The organism is Polaromonas sp. Polasp52 (genome assembly GCF_059491565.1).
Window position 1 is genome coordinate 2,781,400 of record NZ_CP168513.1, and the last position, 15,315, is coordinate 2,796,714.

General features: G+C 65.4%; 14 protein-coding genes. 7 read left to right on the plus strand and 7 right to left on the minus strand.

Features of this window, described 5'->3' with window-relative positions; genetic code table 11:
- Positions 1-261: 261 nt before the first annotated feature.
- The 3 genes from ACEN9P_RS12990 to ACEN9P_RS13000 all read left to right on the plus strand — a co-directional run bounded on the left by ACEN9P_RS12990 (position 262) and on the right by ACEN9P_RS13000 (position 3,681).
- Entirely contained in the window at positions 262-2,823 is a 2,562-nt protein-coding gene (locus ACEN9P_RS12990; RefSeq protein ID WP_495619480.1) for a DUF1631 family protein, read from the plus strand.
- Positions 2,824-2,938: 115 nt separating this feature from the next.
- Positions 2,939-3,376 (plus strand): OsmC family protein, encoded by a 438-nt coding sequence (locus ACEN9P_RS12995; RefSeq protein WP_495619481.1) that lies wholly within the window; start codon positions 2,939-2,941, stop codon positions 3,374-3,376.
- A gap of 26 nt (positions 3,377-3,402) precedes the next feature.
- The gene (locus tag ACEN9P_RS13000; protein WP_495619482.1) at positions 3,403-3,681 is read left to right on the plus strand and encodes a hypothetical protein; all 279 of its coding nucleotides are present in this window, start codon (positions 3,403-3,405) and stop codon (positions 3,679-3,681) included.
- A 16-nt stretch (positions 3,682-3,697) separates the two neighbouring features.
- On the opposite strand, the gene ACEN9P_RS13005 is transcribed toward ACEN9P_RS13000, so the two are convergent.
- Together ACEN9P_RS13005 and ACEN9P_RS13010 are read right to left on the minus strand one after the other, a co-directional pair.
- Positions 3,698-4,033, minus strand: coding sequence for a hypothetical protein (locus tag ACEN9P_RS13005; RefSeq protein WP_477662862.1), 336 nt, complete (start codon positions 4,031-4,033; stop codon positions 3,698-3,700).
- A 41-nt stretch (positions 4,034-4,074) separates the two neighbouring features.
- Positions 4,075-5,412 carry a zinc-binding metallopeptidase family protein gene (locus ACEN9P_RS13010; protein WP_495619483.1) on the minus strand — a complete coding sequence of 446 codons (1,338 nt, stop codon included), beginning with the start codon at positions 5,410-5,412 and terminating at the stop codon, positions 4,075-4,077.
- Positions 5,413-5,672: 260 nt separating this feature from the next.
- Here ACEN9P_RS13010 and ACEN9P_RS13015 point away from each other — a divergent pair, with 260 nt between their 5' ends.
- From ACEN9P_RS13015 to ACEN9P_RS13030, 4 genes are all read left to right on the plus strand, one after another.
- Positions 5,673-6,311 (plus strand): hypothetical protein, encoded by a 639-nt coding sequence (locus ACEN9P_RS13015; protein ID WP_477662860.1) that lies wholly within the window; start codon positions 5,673-5,675, stop codon positions 6,309-6,311.
- A gap of 212 nt (positions 6,312-6,523) precedes the next feature.
- Positions 6,524-6,715: a 4-oxalocrotonate tautomerase gene (locus ACEN9P_RS13020; protein WP_092132274.1), complete on the plus strand. Its 192-nt coding sequence runs from the start codon at positions 6,524-6,526 to the stop codon at positions 6,713-6,715.
- A gap of 16 nt (positions 6,716-6,731) precedes the next feature.
- Entirely contained in the window at positions 6,732-8,210 is a 1,479-nt protein-coding gene (locus ACEN9P_RS13025; RefSeq protein WP_495619484.1) for an MFS transporter, read from the plus strand.
- Positions 8,211-8,212: 2 nt separating this feature from the next.
- Positions 8,213-9,007 (plus strand): class II glutamine amidotransferase, encoded by a 795-nt coding sequence (locus ACEN9P_RS13030; RefSeq protein WP_007872781.1) that lies wholly within the window; start codon positions 8,213-8,215, stop codon positions 9,005-9,007.
- Positions 9,008-9,013: 6 nt separating this feature from the next.
- On the opposite strand, the gene ACEN9P_RS13035 is transcribed toward ACEN9P_RS13030, so the two are convergent.
- The 5 genes from ACEN9P_RS13035 to fusA all read right to left on the minus strand — a co-directional run bounded on the left by ACEN9P_RS13035 (position 9,014) and on the right by fusA (position 15,215).
- Positions 9,014-9,646 (minus strand): histidine phosphatase family protein, encoded by a 633-nt coding sequence (locus ACEN9P_RS13035; RefSeq protein ID WP_495619485.1) that lies wholly within the window; start codon positions 9,644-9,646, stop codon positions 9,014-9,016.
- A 52-nt stretch (positions 9,647-9,698) separates the two neighbouring features.
- Entirely contained in the window at positions 9,699-10,655 is a 957-nt protein-coding gene (gene gshB, locus ACEN9P_RS13040) for a glutathione synthase (protein ID WP_495619486.1), read from the minus strand.
- The gene (locus tag ACEN9P_RS13045; RefSeq protein ID WP_495619487.1) at positions 10,652-11,899 is read right to left on the minus strand and encodes a benzoate/H(+) symporter BenE family transporter; all 1,248 of its coding nucleotides are present in this window, start codon (positions 11,897-11,899) and stop codon (positions 10,652-10,654) included. Before ACEN9P_RS13045 ends, gshB begins: the two co-directional genes overlap by 4 nt.
- Positions 11,900-12,628: 729 nt before the next feature.
- Positions 12,629-12,994, minus strand: coding sequence for an SPW repeat protein (locus ACEN9P_RS13050; protein WP_495619488.1), 366 nt, complete (start codon positions 12,992-12,994; stop codon positions 12,629-12,631).
- A gap of 112 nt (positions 12,995-13,106) precedes the next feature.
- Positions 13,107-15,215, minus strand: a complete 2,109-nt coding sequence (gene fusA / locus ACEN9P_RS13055; protein ID WP_495619489.1) for an elongation factor G — start codon at positions 15,213-15,215, stop codon at positions 13,107-13,109.
- Positions 15,216-15,315: the final 100 nt, after the last annotated feature.

Here is a 15,315-nt window from a genome sequence, read left to right on the forward strand (position 1 = left end):
ACAAAGAAGCGCCGATCTTACAAAAAACCCTCCTCCAGCCGTGCGTTCGGGGGATTTAAGCGGCAGCTTGCGCCGAGTTGCCCCAAGAGCGCGGCAGAAATCGTATGTGTACAGGAGAAACCAAATGAAACACTTTGCAAGCATCTCAAAGGAAACACGGTTGGCCTTTACCCTTGACATCTGTCTGGCCCCCGGCACGTATGGTTGCAAGCTGGCTGGCTGAGCGCTCTCACCTTTTATTTCCGGAAATCCTGGCTCCAGATGGCTTCGCAACCTGACGTTCTTCAATCCTGTCTCCAGTCGGCGGCCACAGCGGCGCGGTCTGCTCTGGAAAAGTGCGTGGAAGATGCCGTGGCGGGCCTGCAGGTGGCCGAAACCCAAAGCATGAAGGTGGCCGAACGCGACGAACTGGCCACGGCCTGGCGCGAACTGCTCAAAAACAAGACCGCCTGGAGCGTGCAATACCCCGCCGACCTGCTGGTCCATTTCAAGGCCAATGTGGCCGCCGCGGCCCAGGCGGCGCGAGCCCCCGAAGCTTCAAGCGAGCAACTGGCCGCTTCGGCCGCGGCCTCGTCCAGCGCCTTCGCCGCCCTGAGCCATGCGAGCTTCTCGCTGGTCGACGACCAGGACGTCTCCAAGGCGATTGAATCCTCCCGGCTGCTCCAGCAGGTGTTGCCGGCCGTGGACCACGTTCTGGCCGAACTCAACAAGCTGATCAGCACGGTGCAGGGCCTGCCCAATGTGAGGCCCGAACTCAACCCGCTGCGCCCCGAAGTCTTTGCGCAAACCCTGCGCGAAATGGCGGTGGCGAGCAAGGCCGAGCCGGCGGTGGTCTCGCTGTGGCTCAAGTACATGGCCGACCCGCTGGGCCGTGAGCTCAAGCGGCTGTATGAGCGGCTGGTCAACCAGCTCGAACTCGCCAACGTCCAGGGCGCCAGCTACCGCGTGCTGCCCACGCCGGCCAGCGTCGGACGCGGGCGCGGCCGCGGCGGAAACGGTTCCAGCCCGACGGGCCCCGGCGGCGCTGTCGAAGGTGACGCAAACGGCGGCGGTGGAGGTGGCGGCGAAGGCGGATTTGGCGAGGGCGGTGGCCAGCCGGTGCCGCAATACGCCGACCTGTCCAACTACGAGATCCGGGACGAGCTGTTCCAGGACTTTTTGTTCAACGGCGGCAGCAATGCCCACCACGGCCTGGCGCCCTCTTATTACGAGACCGTCGAAGAGGAACTCGCCGCCCTCCACGCCACGCCAGACTCCGGTTCCGCACCGCTGGCCGAGTCACGCCCCGGCTACATGTCTGACTATGAGGGCATGCCGGCCGTGGACCGGCCGCAGCGCCTGGTCGACGAGCGCAGCCAGCTCAGCCCCCAGGTCTGGGGCTCGTATGCCAAACCCCGGGAGCGCGCCATCGTGCGCACCCAGCTCAAGAAGGAAGCCCGCCAGGTCGGCCAGGTGCTGGGCCTGGAGGTGGTGCGCAAGCTGGTCAACCAGGTGGCGCAGGACCCGCGCCTCCTGGTGCCGGTGCGCGAGGCCATCGTGGCGCTGGAGCCTTCGCTGCTGCGCCTGGCCATGGTGGACCCGCGCTTTTTCAGCGACGAAGGCCATGCCGGGCGCCGCGTCATGGAGCGGGTGGCGCAGCGCAGCTTCAAGTACAACGACGAATTCAGCCCCGAGTTCCTGGCCTTCTTCGAACCGGTCACCCACGCCTTCAACGAGCTCAACAGCCTTACGATTGAGGATGCCCAGCCCTTCGGCATGGCGCTGGCCAAACTGGAGTACGGCTGGGACGAACAGGACCAGCTCGAGGCGGAAAACCGCAACAACGTGCTGCAGGCACTGCGTTTTGCCGAAGAGCGCCAGACGCAGGCCGACCAGATCGCCTTTGAGCTCAGCACGCGCTCCGACCTGGACAAGGTGCCCGGCCTGGTGCTCGATTTCCTGTTCGGCCCCTGGGCGCTGGCCATGGCCCACGCCAAGCTCGTCGACACGCGCAACCAGATAGACCCCATGGGCTTCGGCTCGGTGGTGCCCGACCTGCTCTGGAGCGTCAAACGGGAAGTGACCCTCAAGCGGCCGGCCAAGCTGATCGAGATGATCCCCAGCCTGCTGGCCAAGCTGCACGAAGGGTTGGAACTGCTGGGACAGGATCCGCGCGAGAGCGAGCCCTTTTTTGAGGGCCTGATGAAGCTGCACCGGCCGGTGCTCAAGCTGCGCCGCCTCAAAAGCCAGCGCGACGCCGAAGAGTCGGGCGCCATGCCGCTGGAGCCCGAGGAGCTGCCGGCCACGCCCGAGCAGCGCCTGGCCAAAGCGGCCGCCCACCCCTGGCTGGCGCGCGACGAACTCGATGCCGCCGGCTTTGAAGACACGCTGCCGACGGCGCCGGGCGAGCTCATGCCGCTGGAGGAAGAACACGCAACATCCTCGGGCATGGAGACCGCGGACTCTGTGGGGGAAGAGGTCGACTCCTCCCATGCCGAGCTGCTCGCCGAGCAGGAGGCTTCGCCCAACGCCGCGCCGGCCCTGGCCCAGGGCGAAGCCGAGCGCCTGCTGATGAGCTTGCGGGCCGGCCACTGGGTCGATTTGTACTCGCGCCGCCGCTGGCTGCGCGCCCAGCTGATCTGGGCCAGCACCAAGGGCACGCTGTTCATGTTCGTGAGCCATGGCGGGCAGCCGCACTCCATGACCAAACGCAGCTGTGAACGCCTGATCCGGGAACGCCTGCTCAGGCCGGTGGACAGCCAGGGTGTGGTGGCACAGGCACTGGACGCGGTCGCCTCGGAAGTCGTTTCTCCGGCCACCCAGGCCGAGCCGGAAACCGCGTAACACCCCCTAGCCCTTGTAGGCAGCGCGCGGCGCGCCGCACGCGGCGCTGTCCGACATCCGCGCTCGCCGCCGGCGCGCACATTGGTGAATTCGCTTTCACCTTCAAGGGGCTTCCATGATTGAAAAAAATGCTTCCGTTCACTGGAAAGGCGCCGGCAAAAAAGGCCAGGGCCGCATCAGCACCGACACCGGCGCGCTCAAGAGTTATCCCTATGGCTTCGGCAGCCGGTTCGAAGATGACCGCAGCGGCACCAACCCGGAAGAGTTGCTGGGTGCTGCGCATGCGGCCTGTTTCACCATGGCGTTTTCCTTTGCCTGCGACAAGGCCGGTTTTGCCACCGCCTCGGTCGACACCCGTGCCAAGGTCCGCTTGGTACCTCAGGGCGACGGTTTTCTGATCGATCGCATCGCGCTGACGCTGGAGGCCAGCATCCCCGGCATCGACGAGGCCAAGTTCCAGGAAATCGCCGAGGGGGCCAAGAAAGCCTGCCCGCTGTCAAAAGCCCTGGCCAGCGTGCCCGAAATCACCCTTGCGGCCACCCTGCTCAAATAAGTGACCTTGCACTGGAGCACATTCCCATGAGCCCCAAGACCAATTTTTCATTTGAAGTGCAGTACGAGGAAGGTACGAACGCCGGCAAGGACGAGCGCGACGGCGTGATGGCCTCGTTGGGCCCGTCGCTTCAAAAGCTGTTCGCCGCGGGCGACCCCGCGGCCACCGTGACGGTGAGCGACAGCCACAAAGGCGGCGGCAACAAGCTCGTGGAGCTGACCACCACGCTGCAGGATGGCGAGATCGCCGGCATCCTGCAGGCGTTCTCCGGCCAGCGCGGCGTCCGCGTGAGCGCGCTGGAATAAGCGCCGGCAGGCCGGCTCAGGCCTGCCAGACCCCGTAGCCCGCCTCGCGCAGGGCGATGCCCAGCTCGACCTCCATGTCGCGCGCCGCATCGTAGGGCATGGGGTTGTACATCTCGTAAAGCCGGGGCAGCAGGCGCAGGCCGAAATCGCGCGCGAAGCGGTTGGACTGTATGCCGGCCTTGTGCTTGTCAAAGCGCACATCCGGATCCAGCCCGGTCATACCCACATAAACGAAAGGTTTGCCCAGCTGGTAGTCCGGGTTGGCGCGGCGAAAGCGCGGCAGGTCCCAGACCTCGGGCGCGAGCTCGATCACATAGACGCTGTAGTGATGGCTTTTGGGGCGGCGCGGCATGGCGCCACCACTGTAGCGCACGTGCCGCGCCCGGCCCGCGTTTACCCCGCCGGCTGCGCTTGCGGCGCCTCTTGTGTCTGCGCCTGTCCCGCCTGGCTTGCCTCCGGCTCGCGCCAGCTGCCCGAGACCACCAGCAGGTGGATGAATTGCAGCTTGCCCACCGCGTCCAGGGGCAGCACAAAAGGATAAAAGTCGGGCTGGCCCATGCTGCGCGACATCTCGTTGAGCATGGTGGTCAGCCGGGTCCAGTGGTTGATGAAGGCCAGGAACTGCGCCGCATCGGGATGCTCCGGCCGGTACAGCGCGTCCAGCGTGAAGGGCGTGAATTCGAGGTCGAAGCGGTCCACGCTCAGGCCGAAGCTCAGCGCGGTGTCTATGGCGTCACGCATGTGCATGTAGTGCGCCCAACATTCGGCCCAGTCTTCCCAGGGGTGGGTGCTGGCATAGGCGCTCACGAAATGCTGCGGCCAGTCGGAGGGCGGGCCTTCGTCGTAGTTGCGCTGCAGGGCGGCCGCGTAGTCCTGCGTTTCGTCGCCGAAGAGTTCGTGAAAGCCCTCCAGCCACGGCGTGCCGGCCACCAGCCGGTCCCAGTAATAGTGGCCTACCTCGTGGCGCAAGTGGCCCAGCAGGGTGCGGTAGGGCTCGCGCATGGCCTTGCGCACCGCCTCGCGCTTGGCGTCGTCGGCCTCGTCGATGTTGAGCGTGATCAGGCCGGTGTTGTGCCCGGTCATGATGTGCGGCCCGTTGACGGGCGAGCGCAGGAAATCGAACATCAGGCCGCGCTCCGGGTCTTCGCTCATGCGCGAGGCCACCGGCAGTCCCAGCAGGATCAGCGAGGACACCAGCCGCCGCTTGGCCAGCTCTATGCGCCCCCAGAGGTAGCCGTTGTCGGGCTGTTCCGGGTTCGTCAGGTCGGGAATCGTGCGGTTCAGCCGGCAGGCCCGGCACATGTCCGCGGGGTCGTGCCAGGCCACAAGCCAGTTGCAGGAGGCGGGGGTGGAGAGGTTGAGGCAGCGTTTGTAGGTCGGGATACCGTCGTCATCGCCGGCCTCGCCATCCGGTTCGGCGGACAGCGCTGGCGCGGCGTCGGGTGCGGACTCCTGGCCGGGAATCTCATCCAGCGAGGGGGGCTGCGTGTCGTCGGGCGGCGGCGTGGCCGGTGCGGCGCCCGCCTGCCACTCGCGCCAGCTGCCTTTGTGCGGTCCCGGCATCAGGGGCAGCAGCAGGCCGCGCTCGCAGTCATAGCCCAGCGGCGTGTTGCAGGCCAGGCATTTGCTGTTGCGAAAGAATACCGGCTGCCCGCACTGGCAGCGGTAGTTGCGGCCCGCCAGCAGGGGAAGAGGGGGGTCGGTGGAAGGGGCGGAGGTGGTGAGAAACAAGTAGCTTGCCCGGATAGGTTATGGGCCTGCACAGCTGGAAAGCGCAAGCACTCGACGGGAAATCTAAGGCGAAGGTACAGGATATCGCCGGCAAGGCGTTCCGGGGCCCGGCGGCAACGCCTGTCATGCTGTCAGTGCAGGCCGACAAAACAACGCGGGCCGCTTGCTTTTATCATCGGGTGTCAGACGTGTGTGCGGGCCTGCCCGCCGAACACCCGTAGTGACTTAAATTACAGCGACACAATGGCCAGGGAGGCCCGATGAAGTTGAATTCGCGCGGAATACTCGTCGCGGCAATCGGTGCCGCTTGGTCTTTTTCAGTGATGGGCGCTGCACCGTACACCGTCACCGGCTCGCTCGATGCGCCTGGAAGCGCCGAATTGATCATGATCGACGGTCGCCCTCCCGCCGGCCAGTTGGCACGCAAGGTCGTCACGCCCCAAGGCGAAGCCGAGCGGCTGGAAGACAGCGCTTTTGAACAGATGCCGATCGAAGCACTCAGAGGTGCGTTGGCTGAACAACTGGACGAGCAATTGCGGGTAAAGCTCAGCGGGCAGTTGCGGTTGACCGCTCTGAACGTCGCAGTTGGCGAACGGCTGGGCCGACCCGCCACCCGTGCCGAATACGCGCCCTTTGCCATCGGCGGCTTGATTGGCGGTCTCATCGCTTCCCGAGCTGTGCCCGCCATGGTCAGTCACGACGGTCCTCTCCCGCTCTACGTCGATTTGACCCTGGACCACCAGGGTCGCCCCATCGCCTGCAAGGCGATGGCCACCTTCTACGGCGACAGTATCGGCAGCGCCTGGCAGGCGGCCCTTCGAGAGGCGGTCGTGCACTGCGCCCACCAGCTGGGCGTGCCCAAGATGCTCGAAGAGGCGGGGCCCAATCGGGTTCGATAACCTTGCCGTCGGGTCGGCGTTGTGCCAACCAGCCGGTCCGCAGGCCAAATGAAAGGTCATCGGCCCAGTCGACTCGGCAATCGACGTTACCGCCCGTACTTCATCGCCGTCCCCGCAGGCCGACAAAACCGCCCGCGGCGCTTGCTTTTATCATCGGGTATTCACACGCCCCGCGGCAATCCCGCCGCAGGCACTTCATTCCAGAGGAAACCATGCCCACTTACCACGTCGAAATGATGGAAGGCCGCACCATCGAGCAGAAGAAAAAGCTCGTTGAAGCCATTACCCGCGTCAGCGTTGAAATCCTGGGCGGCCAGCCCGAGTCGGTGGACATCCTGATCACCGACATCAAGCGCGAGAACTGGGCCACCGGCGGCAAGCTCTGGTCCGAACCCAGGGATTAAAGACCAGGCCAGCCGCATGTCCGCTTCACTCGCCGACCTGCAGGCGCGCCACGGCCCGCGTTACCGCTGGCTGCTCCTGCTGTCGGTCATGATAGGCACGATGGCCTCCATCATGTCGTCGACCATCGTCAACGTGGCGATCCCCGACATGAGCCAGCACTTCACGCTGGGGCAGGAGCGCGCGCAATGGGTCAGTTCGGGTTTTATGGTGGCCATGACGGTCTCCATGCTGACCACGCCCTGGCTGCTGGCGCGCTACGGCTACCGCCGCACTTATGCGGGCACCATGCTGCTGCTCATGGCCGGCGGCATCGTCGGCGGCCTGTCCAACCATTTCAGCCTGGTGCTGGGCGCGCGCGTGGCCGAGGGCCTGGCGGCCGGCGTGGTGCAGCCGATTCCCGCCATCATCATCATGCGCGCCTTCGGCCCGCACGAGCAGGGCCGTGCCAGCGGCCTCTTCGGCATGGGCGTGGTGCTGGCGCCGGCGGTCGGGCCCAGCATAGGCGGCGTGCTGGTGGATTTGTTCGGCTGGCGTTCGATTTTTTTCATGGTCATCCCGCTGTGCCTGGTCTCGCTGTGGATGGCCTACCGCTATGTGCCCGACACCGCGCCCGGCGGCGTGGCGGCCAATCGCAACACGGCCATGATCGACTGGCGCGGCCTGCTGCTGGGCGCGCTGGGCACGCTGTGCCTGCTCAACGGCATGGTCCAGCTGCATGGCGCGGGCGGCGGCGCTCAGGCTTTTGTGTTGCTCGGCGGCGCGGCGGCCGCGCTCGCGGCTTTTGTCTGGTGGCAGCGCCGCCTGGCCGCCAACGGCGGCGCACCGCTGATGAACCTGGCGCTTTTCGGCTACCGGCCTTTCGCCATGGGCAGCATCGTCGCCTTTATTTACGGCACGGCCCTGTTCGGCTCGACCTACCTGCTGCCGGTCTATTTGCAGCTGGGCCTGAAGCTCTCGGCCTCGCATGTGGGCACCATCCTGCTGCCGGCCGGGCTGGTGCTGGCCGCCACGATTGCCGGCGTGGGCCGCCTGGCCGACAAGCACCCGACCTGGCTGCTGGTCAGCACAGGCCTGGCGCTGCTGGCCGCCTCCTTCGCCTTGATGCTCACGGTGAGCCTGGCCTCCGGCCTGTGGATGCTGGTGGCCTGGGCCACGCTGGGCCGCATAGGCCTGGGCTTTATCCTGCCTTCGCTGAACCTCGGGTCGCTGCGGCCGCTGCACGAGCATTTGATCTCGCAGGGGGCGAGCGCGATCAACTTTTTGCGCATGCTGGGCGGCGCCATCGGCGTGAGCCTGTGCGGCATCGTGCTCGAATGGCGGCTGGCCGCCCATGGCGACTCTTTGGCCAACAGCACCAGCAGCCCGGCGCGCCTGGCCGCCTTCAACGAAGCGTTTTTGATGCTGGCCGCGCTGTGCCTGCTGGCCATGGTGGCGGCCTGGCAGCTCCGCGCGCCGGTGGCCGGCCTTCCCAACGACCCACAGAAAGCAGGCTGACCATGTGCCAACTCCTGGGCATGAACTGCAACGCCCCTACCGACGTGACCTTCAGCTTTCGCGGTTTCGCGCAGCGCGGCGGCCATACCGACCACCATGCCGACGGCTGGGGCATCGCATTTTTTGAAGGCGATGACAGCGTGGCCGGCGCCGGCGACAAGGGCCTGCGCCATTTCGTCGACCACCAGCCGGCCAGCAGTTCGCCGGTGGCCGAGCTGATCAGCCGCTACCCCATCAAAAGCCGCAACGTGATTTCGCACATCCGCAAGGCCACGCAAGGCCGCGTGGCGCTGGAGAACTGCCACCCCTTTGTGCGCGAGCTCTGGGGCCGCTACTGGGTGTTCGCGCACAACGGCGACCTGAAGGATTTTTCGCCGCGCCTGCACGGCAGCTTCCGGCCCGTGGGCAGCACCGACAGCGAGCGCGCCTTTTGCTGGATCATGCAGGAGATGGCCAAATCGCACGCCGGTGTGCCCAGCGTGCGGGAGCTCAGCATCACGCTGCGCGAACTCGCGGCGCAGATCGCCGGCCACGGCACCTTCAATTTTTTGCTCAGCAACGGCCAGGCGCTGTGGGCCCATGCCTCCACGAACCTGTATTACGTGGAGCGCAAGCATCCCTTTGCCCATGCCACGCTGAGCGATGAGGACGTGAGCGTGAACTTCGCCGAGCACACCCGGCCCACCGACAAGGTGGCCGTGGTCGTCACGGCGCCGCTGACCACCAACGAGCAGTGGACGGCCTTCGCGCCGGGCGAACTCAAGGTGTTTGAGGACGGCGCGCTGGCAGCCGCCTAGCTTTCCCTAAGGTTTGGGGCAGGCCGCGGCCTGCCCATCCAGCTGCTGCTGCTCATGGCGAAAGCTCGCGACGGTCTTGCCCCCGTCGCGCTGCACGGTCAGCACATAAATGCTGTCGAAGTCGCTGCCCTTCCAGTGCGGCACGGCGTCGGGCTGGCCGCCCATGCCCGCCAGCATGGCCTTGACCATGTCCTCGAGCTTTTTATGCTCCCAGGCGACCAGCACCACCGCGTTCTGGTAGCGCGGCGCCGCCAGCTCCCGCTGCAGTCCCTTGATGTCCTCGAAGCCGAAAGAGGTGTTGATCGGCAAGCCGGCCTGCACGGCCGTGGGCGCGACGGTCAGCAGCGGCCGCACATAGTTGTACAGCTGGCCGCCGTCGGGTTTTTTCTCGTGCGGGTCGGACGCGAACACAAAATCCGGTTTGCCGAATTTCGCCAGCAGCACGGCCGGCAGGGCCAGCGCGCGGTTCAGGCCCTGGCAGTTGAGCTGGCCCAGGCCCGGGTCGGGCTTTTCCGCGTGGCGGATGAAAATGATTTTTTGCTCGGCCGCCTGCGCCAGCAGCGGCAGTGCGGTGCAGGCGATCAGGGCAAGCGGGCGCAGCGCGCGGCGCAATGAAGGGAATCGGCGGGCGGGTTTCATGGCTTAGGCCTCGTGGACGGGGCCTGCCAGCTTAACCGGCGCGCCGGCGGCGTCAAGCCTTCAGCGCCGCCTCCAGCGCATCGATGAACATGGCCGCCACGTCAAAACCGGCCTGGTCGTGGATTTCCTGGAAACAGGTCGGGCTGGTGACGTTGATCTCGGTCACGTAGTCGCCGATCACGTCGACGCCGGCCAGCAGCAGGCCGCGCGCGGCCAGCACCGGGCCCAGCGCCTCGGCGATTTCAAAGTCGCGTTTGGACAGCGGCTGCGCCACGCCCAGGCCGCCGGCCGCCAGGTTGCCGCGCACCTCGCTGCCTTGGGGGATCCGCGCCAGGCTGAAAGGCACGGGTTTGCCGCCTATGACCAGCACGCGCTTGTCGCCCTTGGCGATCTCGGGCAGGAACTTCTGCACCATCACGCTTTGCGCGCCGTCACGGTTCAGCGTCTCGGTGATGCTGCCCAGGTTCAGGCCGTCTTCCTTCACGCGGAAGATGCCCATGCCGCCCATGCCGTCCAGCGGCTTGAGGATGATGTCCTTGTGCTCGGCATGGAAACGTTTGATGTCGGCCGCGCTGCGCGTGACCAGCGTCGGGCCGCTGAATTGCGCGAATTCGAGGATGGCGAGCTTTTCCGGGTGGTCGCGCAGCGCGCGCGGCTTGTTGAAGACCTTGGCGCCCTCGCGCTCGGCCTGCTCCAGCAGGTGGGTGCTGTAGAAATACTCGCTGTCGAAGGGCGGGTCCTTGCGCATCACCACCGCGTCAAAACCGGCGACGGTTTCGCGCGCATCGGGGCGTGAGGTGTCCGCCGTGAACCAGGTGTCGGCGTCACCCGTCAGCCGGATGTGGCGCACCTGGGCCGTGACTTTGGCGCCGGTCTGCCAGTTCATGTCGGCCGGCAGGCAGGCGCTGATGCGGTGGCCGCGCCTTTGCGCCTCGCGCATCATCGCGAAGGTGGTGTCCTTGTAGATCTTGAAGGATTCAAGCGGATCGGCGACAAAAAGAAGGTTCATGGTTTGGAAATGGTTCGGGCGTCCGGCGCCGGGGCGGACAGGGATTCACGGCCTTGCTGGCCGTATTGTTGTACAAACAGCGCCAGCGCGCCCGCGACCACTCCCCAAAAGGCCGAACCCACACCGGCTATTACCACGCCCGACAAGGTGACAAGAAACGTGATAAGTGCGGCTTCCCGGTGCGATTCGTCCTTCACCGCCGCCGCCAGCCCGCTGCCTATGGAGCCCAGCAGCGCCAGCCCCGCGATGGCCACCACCAGCTCCTTGGGGAAGGCCGTGAGCAGGCCGGTGATGGCCGCGCCGAAAATGCCGATCACGATGTACATTGCGCCGCAGGATACCGCCGCCGTGTAGCGCCTGGCCGGGTCCTCATGCGCTTCCCGGCCCATGCAGATGGCGGCCGTGATGGCGCCCAGGTTGAGCGCGAAGGCGCCGAAGGGCGCCAGCACCAGCGTGGCAATACCGCTCAGCGTGATGACTTTGGAGATCGGAATGCCGCCGTCCGCGCTGTCCGGCCCGTAGCCCGCCGCGTAAATGGCCGCCACACCCGGCAGGTTTTGCGAGGCCATGGTCACCACAAACAGCGGAATCGCCAGGCTCACGACGGCCGCGAAGCTGAACTTGGGCATCACGAACACCGGCATGGCGAAAGAAAACGCCATTTCCGACCAGGCCAGCTGCCCGCGCGCAGCCACAAACACCACTGCGCCGACCAGCGTCAGCACCACGGCATAACGTGGCAACAGGCGTTTGCCGAGCAGATAGATGGCCAGCATCAGCAGCACCAGCGGCAGGGCCGTCTGCGCCGCCGAAAAAGCCTGGATGCCGAAACGCGCCAGCACGCCGGCCAGCAGCGCCGACGCAATCGCCACGGGAATCCGGTTCATGGCTTTTTCAAACCAGCCGGTGATACCGAACAGCGTGATCAGTGCGGCGCTGACCATAAAAGCCGCCACCGCCTCCCCCATCGAAAACCCGCCGGCCAGCCCGGCCGTGGCCAGCACCGCGGCACCCGGCGTGGACCAGGCCACCATCACCGGCTTTTTGAGCCACAGCGAGGGAATCACCGAGCACAGCCCCATGCCCATGCCCAGCGCCCACATCCACGAGGCGATTTCAGCCGGCGTGGCATGGAAGGCCTGCGCGGCCTGGAACACGATGGCGACCGAACTGGTAAAGCCGACCAGTACGGCCACAAAGCCGGCGGTGAAGGCGGAGAGGTTAAGGTCTTTGAAGAATTGCATTTGGGGGATTTTGGCAGGGGTTGGAGGGCCGGGTCTTGCTCCGGCTGGGCGCGCTCTTCCCCTTCTCTCCGTCTCCTCTCTTCGTCTTTTTGCTTTCTCTGCTGAGGCTTGCTGGCCGGGGTTGCCCGGCGGCAACTCACTTTTCTTTGCTTCGCCAAAGAAAAGTAAGCAAAAGAAAGGCGACCCTGGTTGCTGCGTCCCTACGCTTCGCTACGGGCAACCTGCGGTGCTCGGTCCAGACGGGGTCAAAAACAACTCGCCTTCGGCTCAAACAAGTTTTTGCCCTGACCCGTCTGGCCCTGCGCTCCTCGGCGCATCCACAAGGGGGTGGGGACAGGAATACCAAACAGCCGAAGACAAAACCCGAATACCGAAAACCAAAAGGACACGCCAAGGCGTGTCCTTGTTTGTATTTGTCTTCCTGGTCTTCGGTATTTGGTTCCCGCTCCCGCTTGCCCCGTCCTGGCTGGGCCGAGGAGCGCAGAGACAAGCGGATCAGGGCCGGCGTTGTCTGAGCGAAGCGAGTTTAGCCGGACCCCGCTTGGCTCGAGCACCGCAGGTTGCCCGTAGCGAAGCGTAGGGACCCAGACTGCGGGTCGCCTTTCTTTTGCTTACTTTTCTTTGGCGAAGCAAAGAAAAGTAAGTCGCCCGCCGGGGCGAGACCCGGCCAGCAGCCCTCAGCAGAGAGAGCAGAAGAAGAGCCCGCGCCCGCCGGCGCAAGACCCGGCCTCAATGCGCGTGATGATGTTCTCTCCAGACCTTGAACTTGTCATAAAGCACCCGCTCCAGGGCCCAGCCCGAAGTCAGTGCCACCACCAAGCCCATGAGCAGCGCATTGAGCAGGGCGTTGTCGTGCCCGCTGTAGCCCCAGACCCAGGGCGAGATCATCAGGCCCACGCCCAGCAGGACATTGGCCCAGTCGTCCATGTGGTTGGGCAGGAAAAGGTCTTGTGATGCGAGGACGATGACTGAAACGCCCACGACCACCGAGCACCATGCGGCCGCCGCGGGCAGCGCCAGCGCCCATGGCGCGATGCACAGCCAGAGTCCCGCGAAAATCTCCAGCCTGTCTTGCCAACGATTGAGGGTATCCATGACAACCTCCGTGTATAGCCAAGGGAATTTCAGTGTAGAACTCCGGTGGAAATACGCAACGAAGGCCGGCAGACCCTGAGGGCGTAGATGTCTTTAGGCTTCGGGCGCTTCCTCAGCCGCCCTTGCCGCGCATGATGGCCGCGGCCACGTCGGACGTGGTCTCGGCATAACGCTTGAACTCCATGGTGTAGGTCGCGCGGCCCTGGGTCAGCGAGCGCAGGGTGGTGGAATAGCCGAACATCTCCGACAGCGGAACCTCGGCGCGCACCAGTTTGCCGCCGCCGCCCGCGATGTCCTCCATGCCCTGCACCATGCCGCGCCGCGACGAGAGGTCGCCCATCACATTGCCCATGAAGTCCTCGGGCGTTTCCACTTCCACCGCCATCACCGGCTCCAGCAGCACAGGCTTGGCGCGGCGCATGGCTTCCTTGAAGGCCAGCGAGCCGGCCATGCGGAAGGCGTTTTCGTTAGAGTCCACGTCATGGTAGGAGCCGAACACCAGCGTGGCCTTCACGTCGACCACCGGGTAGCCCGCGAGCACGCCGGCCTTGAGCGTCTCCAGGATGCCCTTGTTGACGGCGGGAATGTACTCGCGCGGGATCACGCCGCCCTTGATGGCGTCGACGAACTCATAGCCCTTGCCTGAAGGCTGCGGCTCCAGGTTGAGCACCGCGTGGCCGTACTGCCCGCGCCCGCCCGACTGCTTGATGAACTTGCCCTCGACGTCGTTCACCGCCTGCCTGATGGTTTCGCGGTAAGCCACCTGCGGCTTGCCGACATTGGCCTCGACACTGAACTCGCGCTTCATGCGGTCCACCAGGATTTCCAGGTGCAGCTCGCCCATGCCCGAGATGATGGTCTGGCCCGACTCCTCGTCCGTGTGCACACGGAAGGACGGGTCCTCCTGCGCGAGGCGGTTCAGCGCGATGCCCATTTTTTCCTGGTCGGCCTGGGTCTTGGGTTCCACCGCCTGCGAGATCACCGGTTCGGGGAACACCATCTTCTCAAGGATGATCACATGGGCCGGGTCGCACAGGGTGTCGCCGGTGGTCGCGTCTTTGAGGCCCACGGCCGCGGCGATGTCACCGGCGCGCACTTCCTTGACCTCGTTGCGTTCATTGGCGTGCATCTGCAGGATGCGGCCCAGCCGTTCGCGCTTGCCCTTGACGGGGTTGTAGACCGTATCGCCGGCTTTGACCACGCCCGAATACACGCGAAAGAAAATCAGCTGGCCGACGTAGGGGTCGGTCATGATCTTGAAGGCCAGCGCCGAGAAGGGCTCGTCGTCGTTCGGGTGGCGCTCGGCCTCGCCCACGTCATCCTCGGTGTGGCCCAGGATGGCGGGCACGTCGGCTGGCGAGGGCATGTAGTCGATCACCGCGTCCAGCATGGCCTGCACGCCCTTGTTCTTGAAGGCGCTGCCGCAGAGCATGGGCACGATCTCGTTGGCGATGGTGCGCTGGCGCAGGCCTTGTTTGATCTCGTCCTCGCTCAGGGGCTCGCCCGCCAGGTATTTGTTCAGGAGCTCGTCGTTGGCCTCGGCGGCCGCCTCAATCATTTTGGTACGCCATTCATTGGCGGTTTCCAGCAGCTCCGCCGGGATGTCGCCGTACTCGAAGTGCACGCCCTGGCTGGTGTCGTCCCAGATGATGGCTTTCATCTTGACGAGGTCCACCACGCCCTGGAAATGCTCTTCCGCGCCCACCGGAATCTGCACCGGCACGGCCACGCCCTTGAGGCGCTCGCTGATCTGGCGCTGCACACGGAAAAAGTCGGCGCCCACGCGGTCCATCTTGTTGACGAAGGCCAGGCGCGGCACCTTGTACTTGTTGGCCTGGCGCCAGACGGTCTCCGACTGCGGCTGCACGCCGCCCACGGCGTCGTACACCATCACGGCGCCGTCGAGCACGCGCATGGAGCGCTCCACCTCGATGGTGAAGTCCACGTGGCCGGGCGTGTCGATGATGTTGATGCGGTGCTCGGGGTAGTTGCCCGCCATGCCTTTCCAGAAGGCCGTGGTCGCGGCCGAGGTGATGGTGATGCCGCGCTCCTGCTCCTGCTCCATCCAGTCCATGGTGGCCGTGCCCTCATGGACCTCGCCGATCTTGTAGTTCACACCGGTGTAAAACAGGATGCGCTCGGTCGTGGTGGTCTTGCCGGCGTCGATGTGCGCGCTGATGCCGATATTGCGGTAGCGCTCTATGGGGGTATGGCGGGGCATGCTGAACTCCTTTATGACCCGGCCTGCGCTTCTTGGAGTTGTTGGCGTGGCCGGGCCCGCCAGTTTGCGCCAAAGCGGCGCTTTTTGCATGGCTCATTTG

Excerpts from the sequence above, each read along its gene's own strand:
- ACEN9P_RS13015 (WP_477662860.1), top strand. The coding sequence starts at position 5,673 with ATGAAGTTGAATTCGCGCGGAATACTCGTCGCGGCAATCGGTGCCGCT.
- ACEN9P_RS13030 (WP_007872781.1), top strand. The coding sequence starts at position 8,213 with ATGTGCCAACTCCTGGGCATGAACTGCAACGCCCCTACCGACGTGACC.
- ACEN9P_RS13050 (WP_495619488.1), bottom strand. The coding sequence starts at position 12,994 with ATGGATACCCTCAATCGTTGGCAAGACAGGCTGGAGATTTTCGCGGGA.
- ACEN9P_RS12995 (WP_495619481.1), top strand. The coding sequence starts at position 2,939 with ATGATTGAAAAAAATGCTTCCGTTCACTGGAAAGGCGCCGGCAAAAAA.
- ACEN9P_RS13000 (WP_495619482.1), top strand. The coding sequence starts at position 3,403 with ATGAGCCCCAAGACCAATTTTTCATTTGAAGTGCAGTACGAGGAAGGT.
- ACEN9P_RS13005 (WP_477662862.1), bottom strand. The coding sequence starts at position 4,033 with ATGCCGCGCCGCCCCAAAAGCCATCACTACAGCGTCTATGTGATCGAG.
- ACEN9P_RS13045 (WP_495619487.1), bottom strand. The coding sequence starts at position 11,899 with ATGCAATTCTTCAAAGACCTTAACCTCTCCGCCTTCACCGCCGGCTTT.
- gshB (WP_495619486.1), bottom strand. The coding sequence starts at position 10,655 with ATGAACCTTCTTTTTGTCGCCGATCCGCTTGAATCCTTCAAGATCTAC.
- ACEN9P_RS13025 (WP_495619484.1), top strand. The coding sequence starts at position 6,732 with ATGTCCGCTTCACTCGCCGACCTGCAGGCGCGCCACGGCCCGCGTTAC.
- ACEN9P_RS13020 (WP_092132274.1), top strand. The coding sequence starts at position 6,524 with ATGCCCACTTACCACGTCGAAATGATGGAAGGCCGCACCATCGAGCAG.
- ACEN9P_RS13035 (WP_495619485.1), bottom strand. The coding sequence starts at position 9,646 with ATGAAACCCGCCCGCCGATTCCCTTCATTGCGCCGCGCGCTGCGCCCG.
- fusA (WP_495619489.1), bottom strand. The coding sequence starts at position 15,215 with ATGCCCCGCCATACCCCCATAGAGCGCTACCGCAATATCGGCATCAGC.
- ACEN9P_RS12990 (WP_495619480.1), top strand. The coding sequence starts at position 262 with ATGGCTTCGCAACCTGACGTTCTTCAATCCTGTCTCCAGTCGGCGGCC.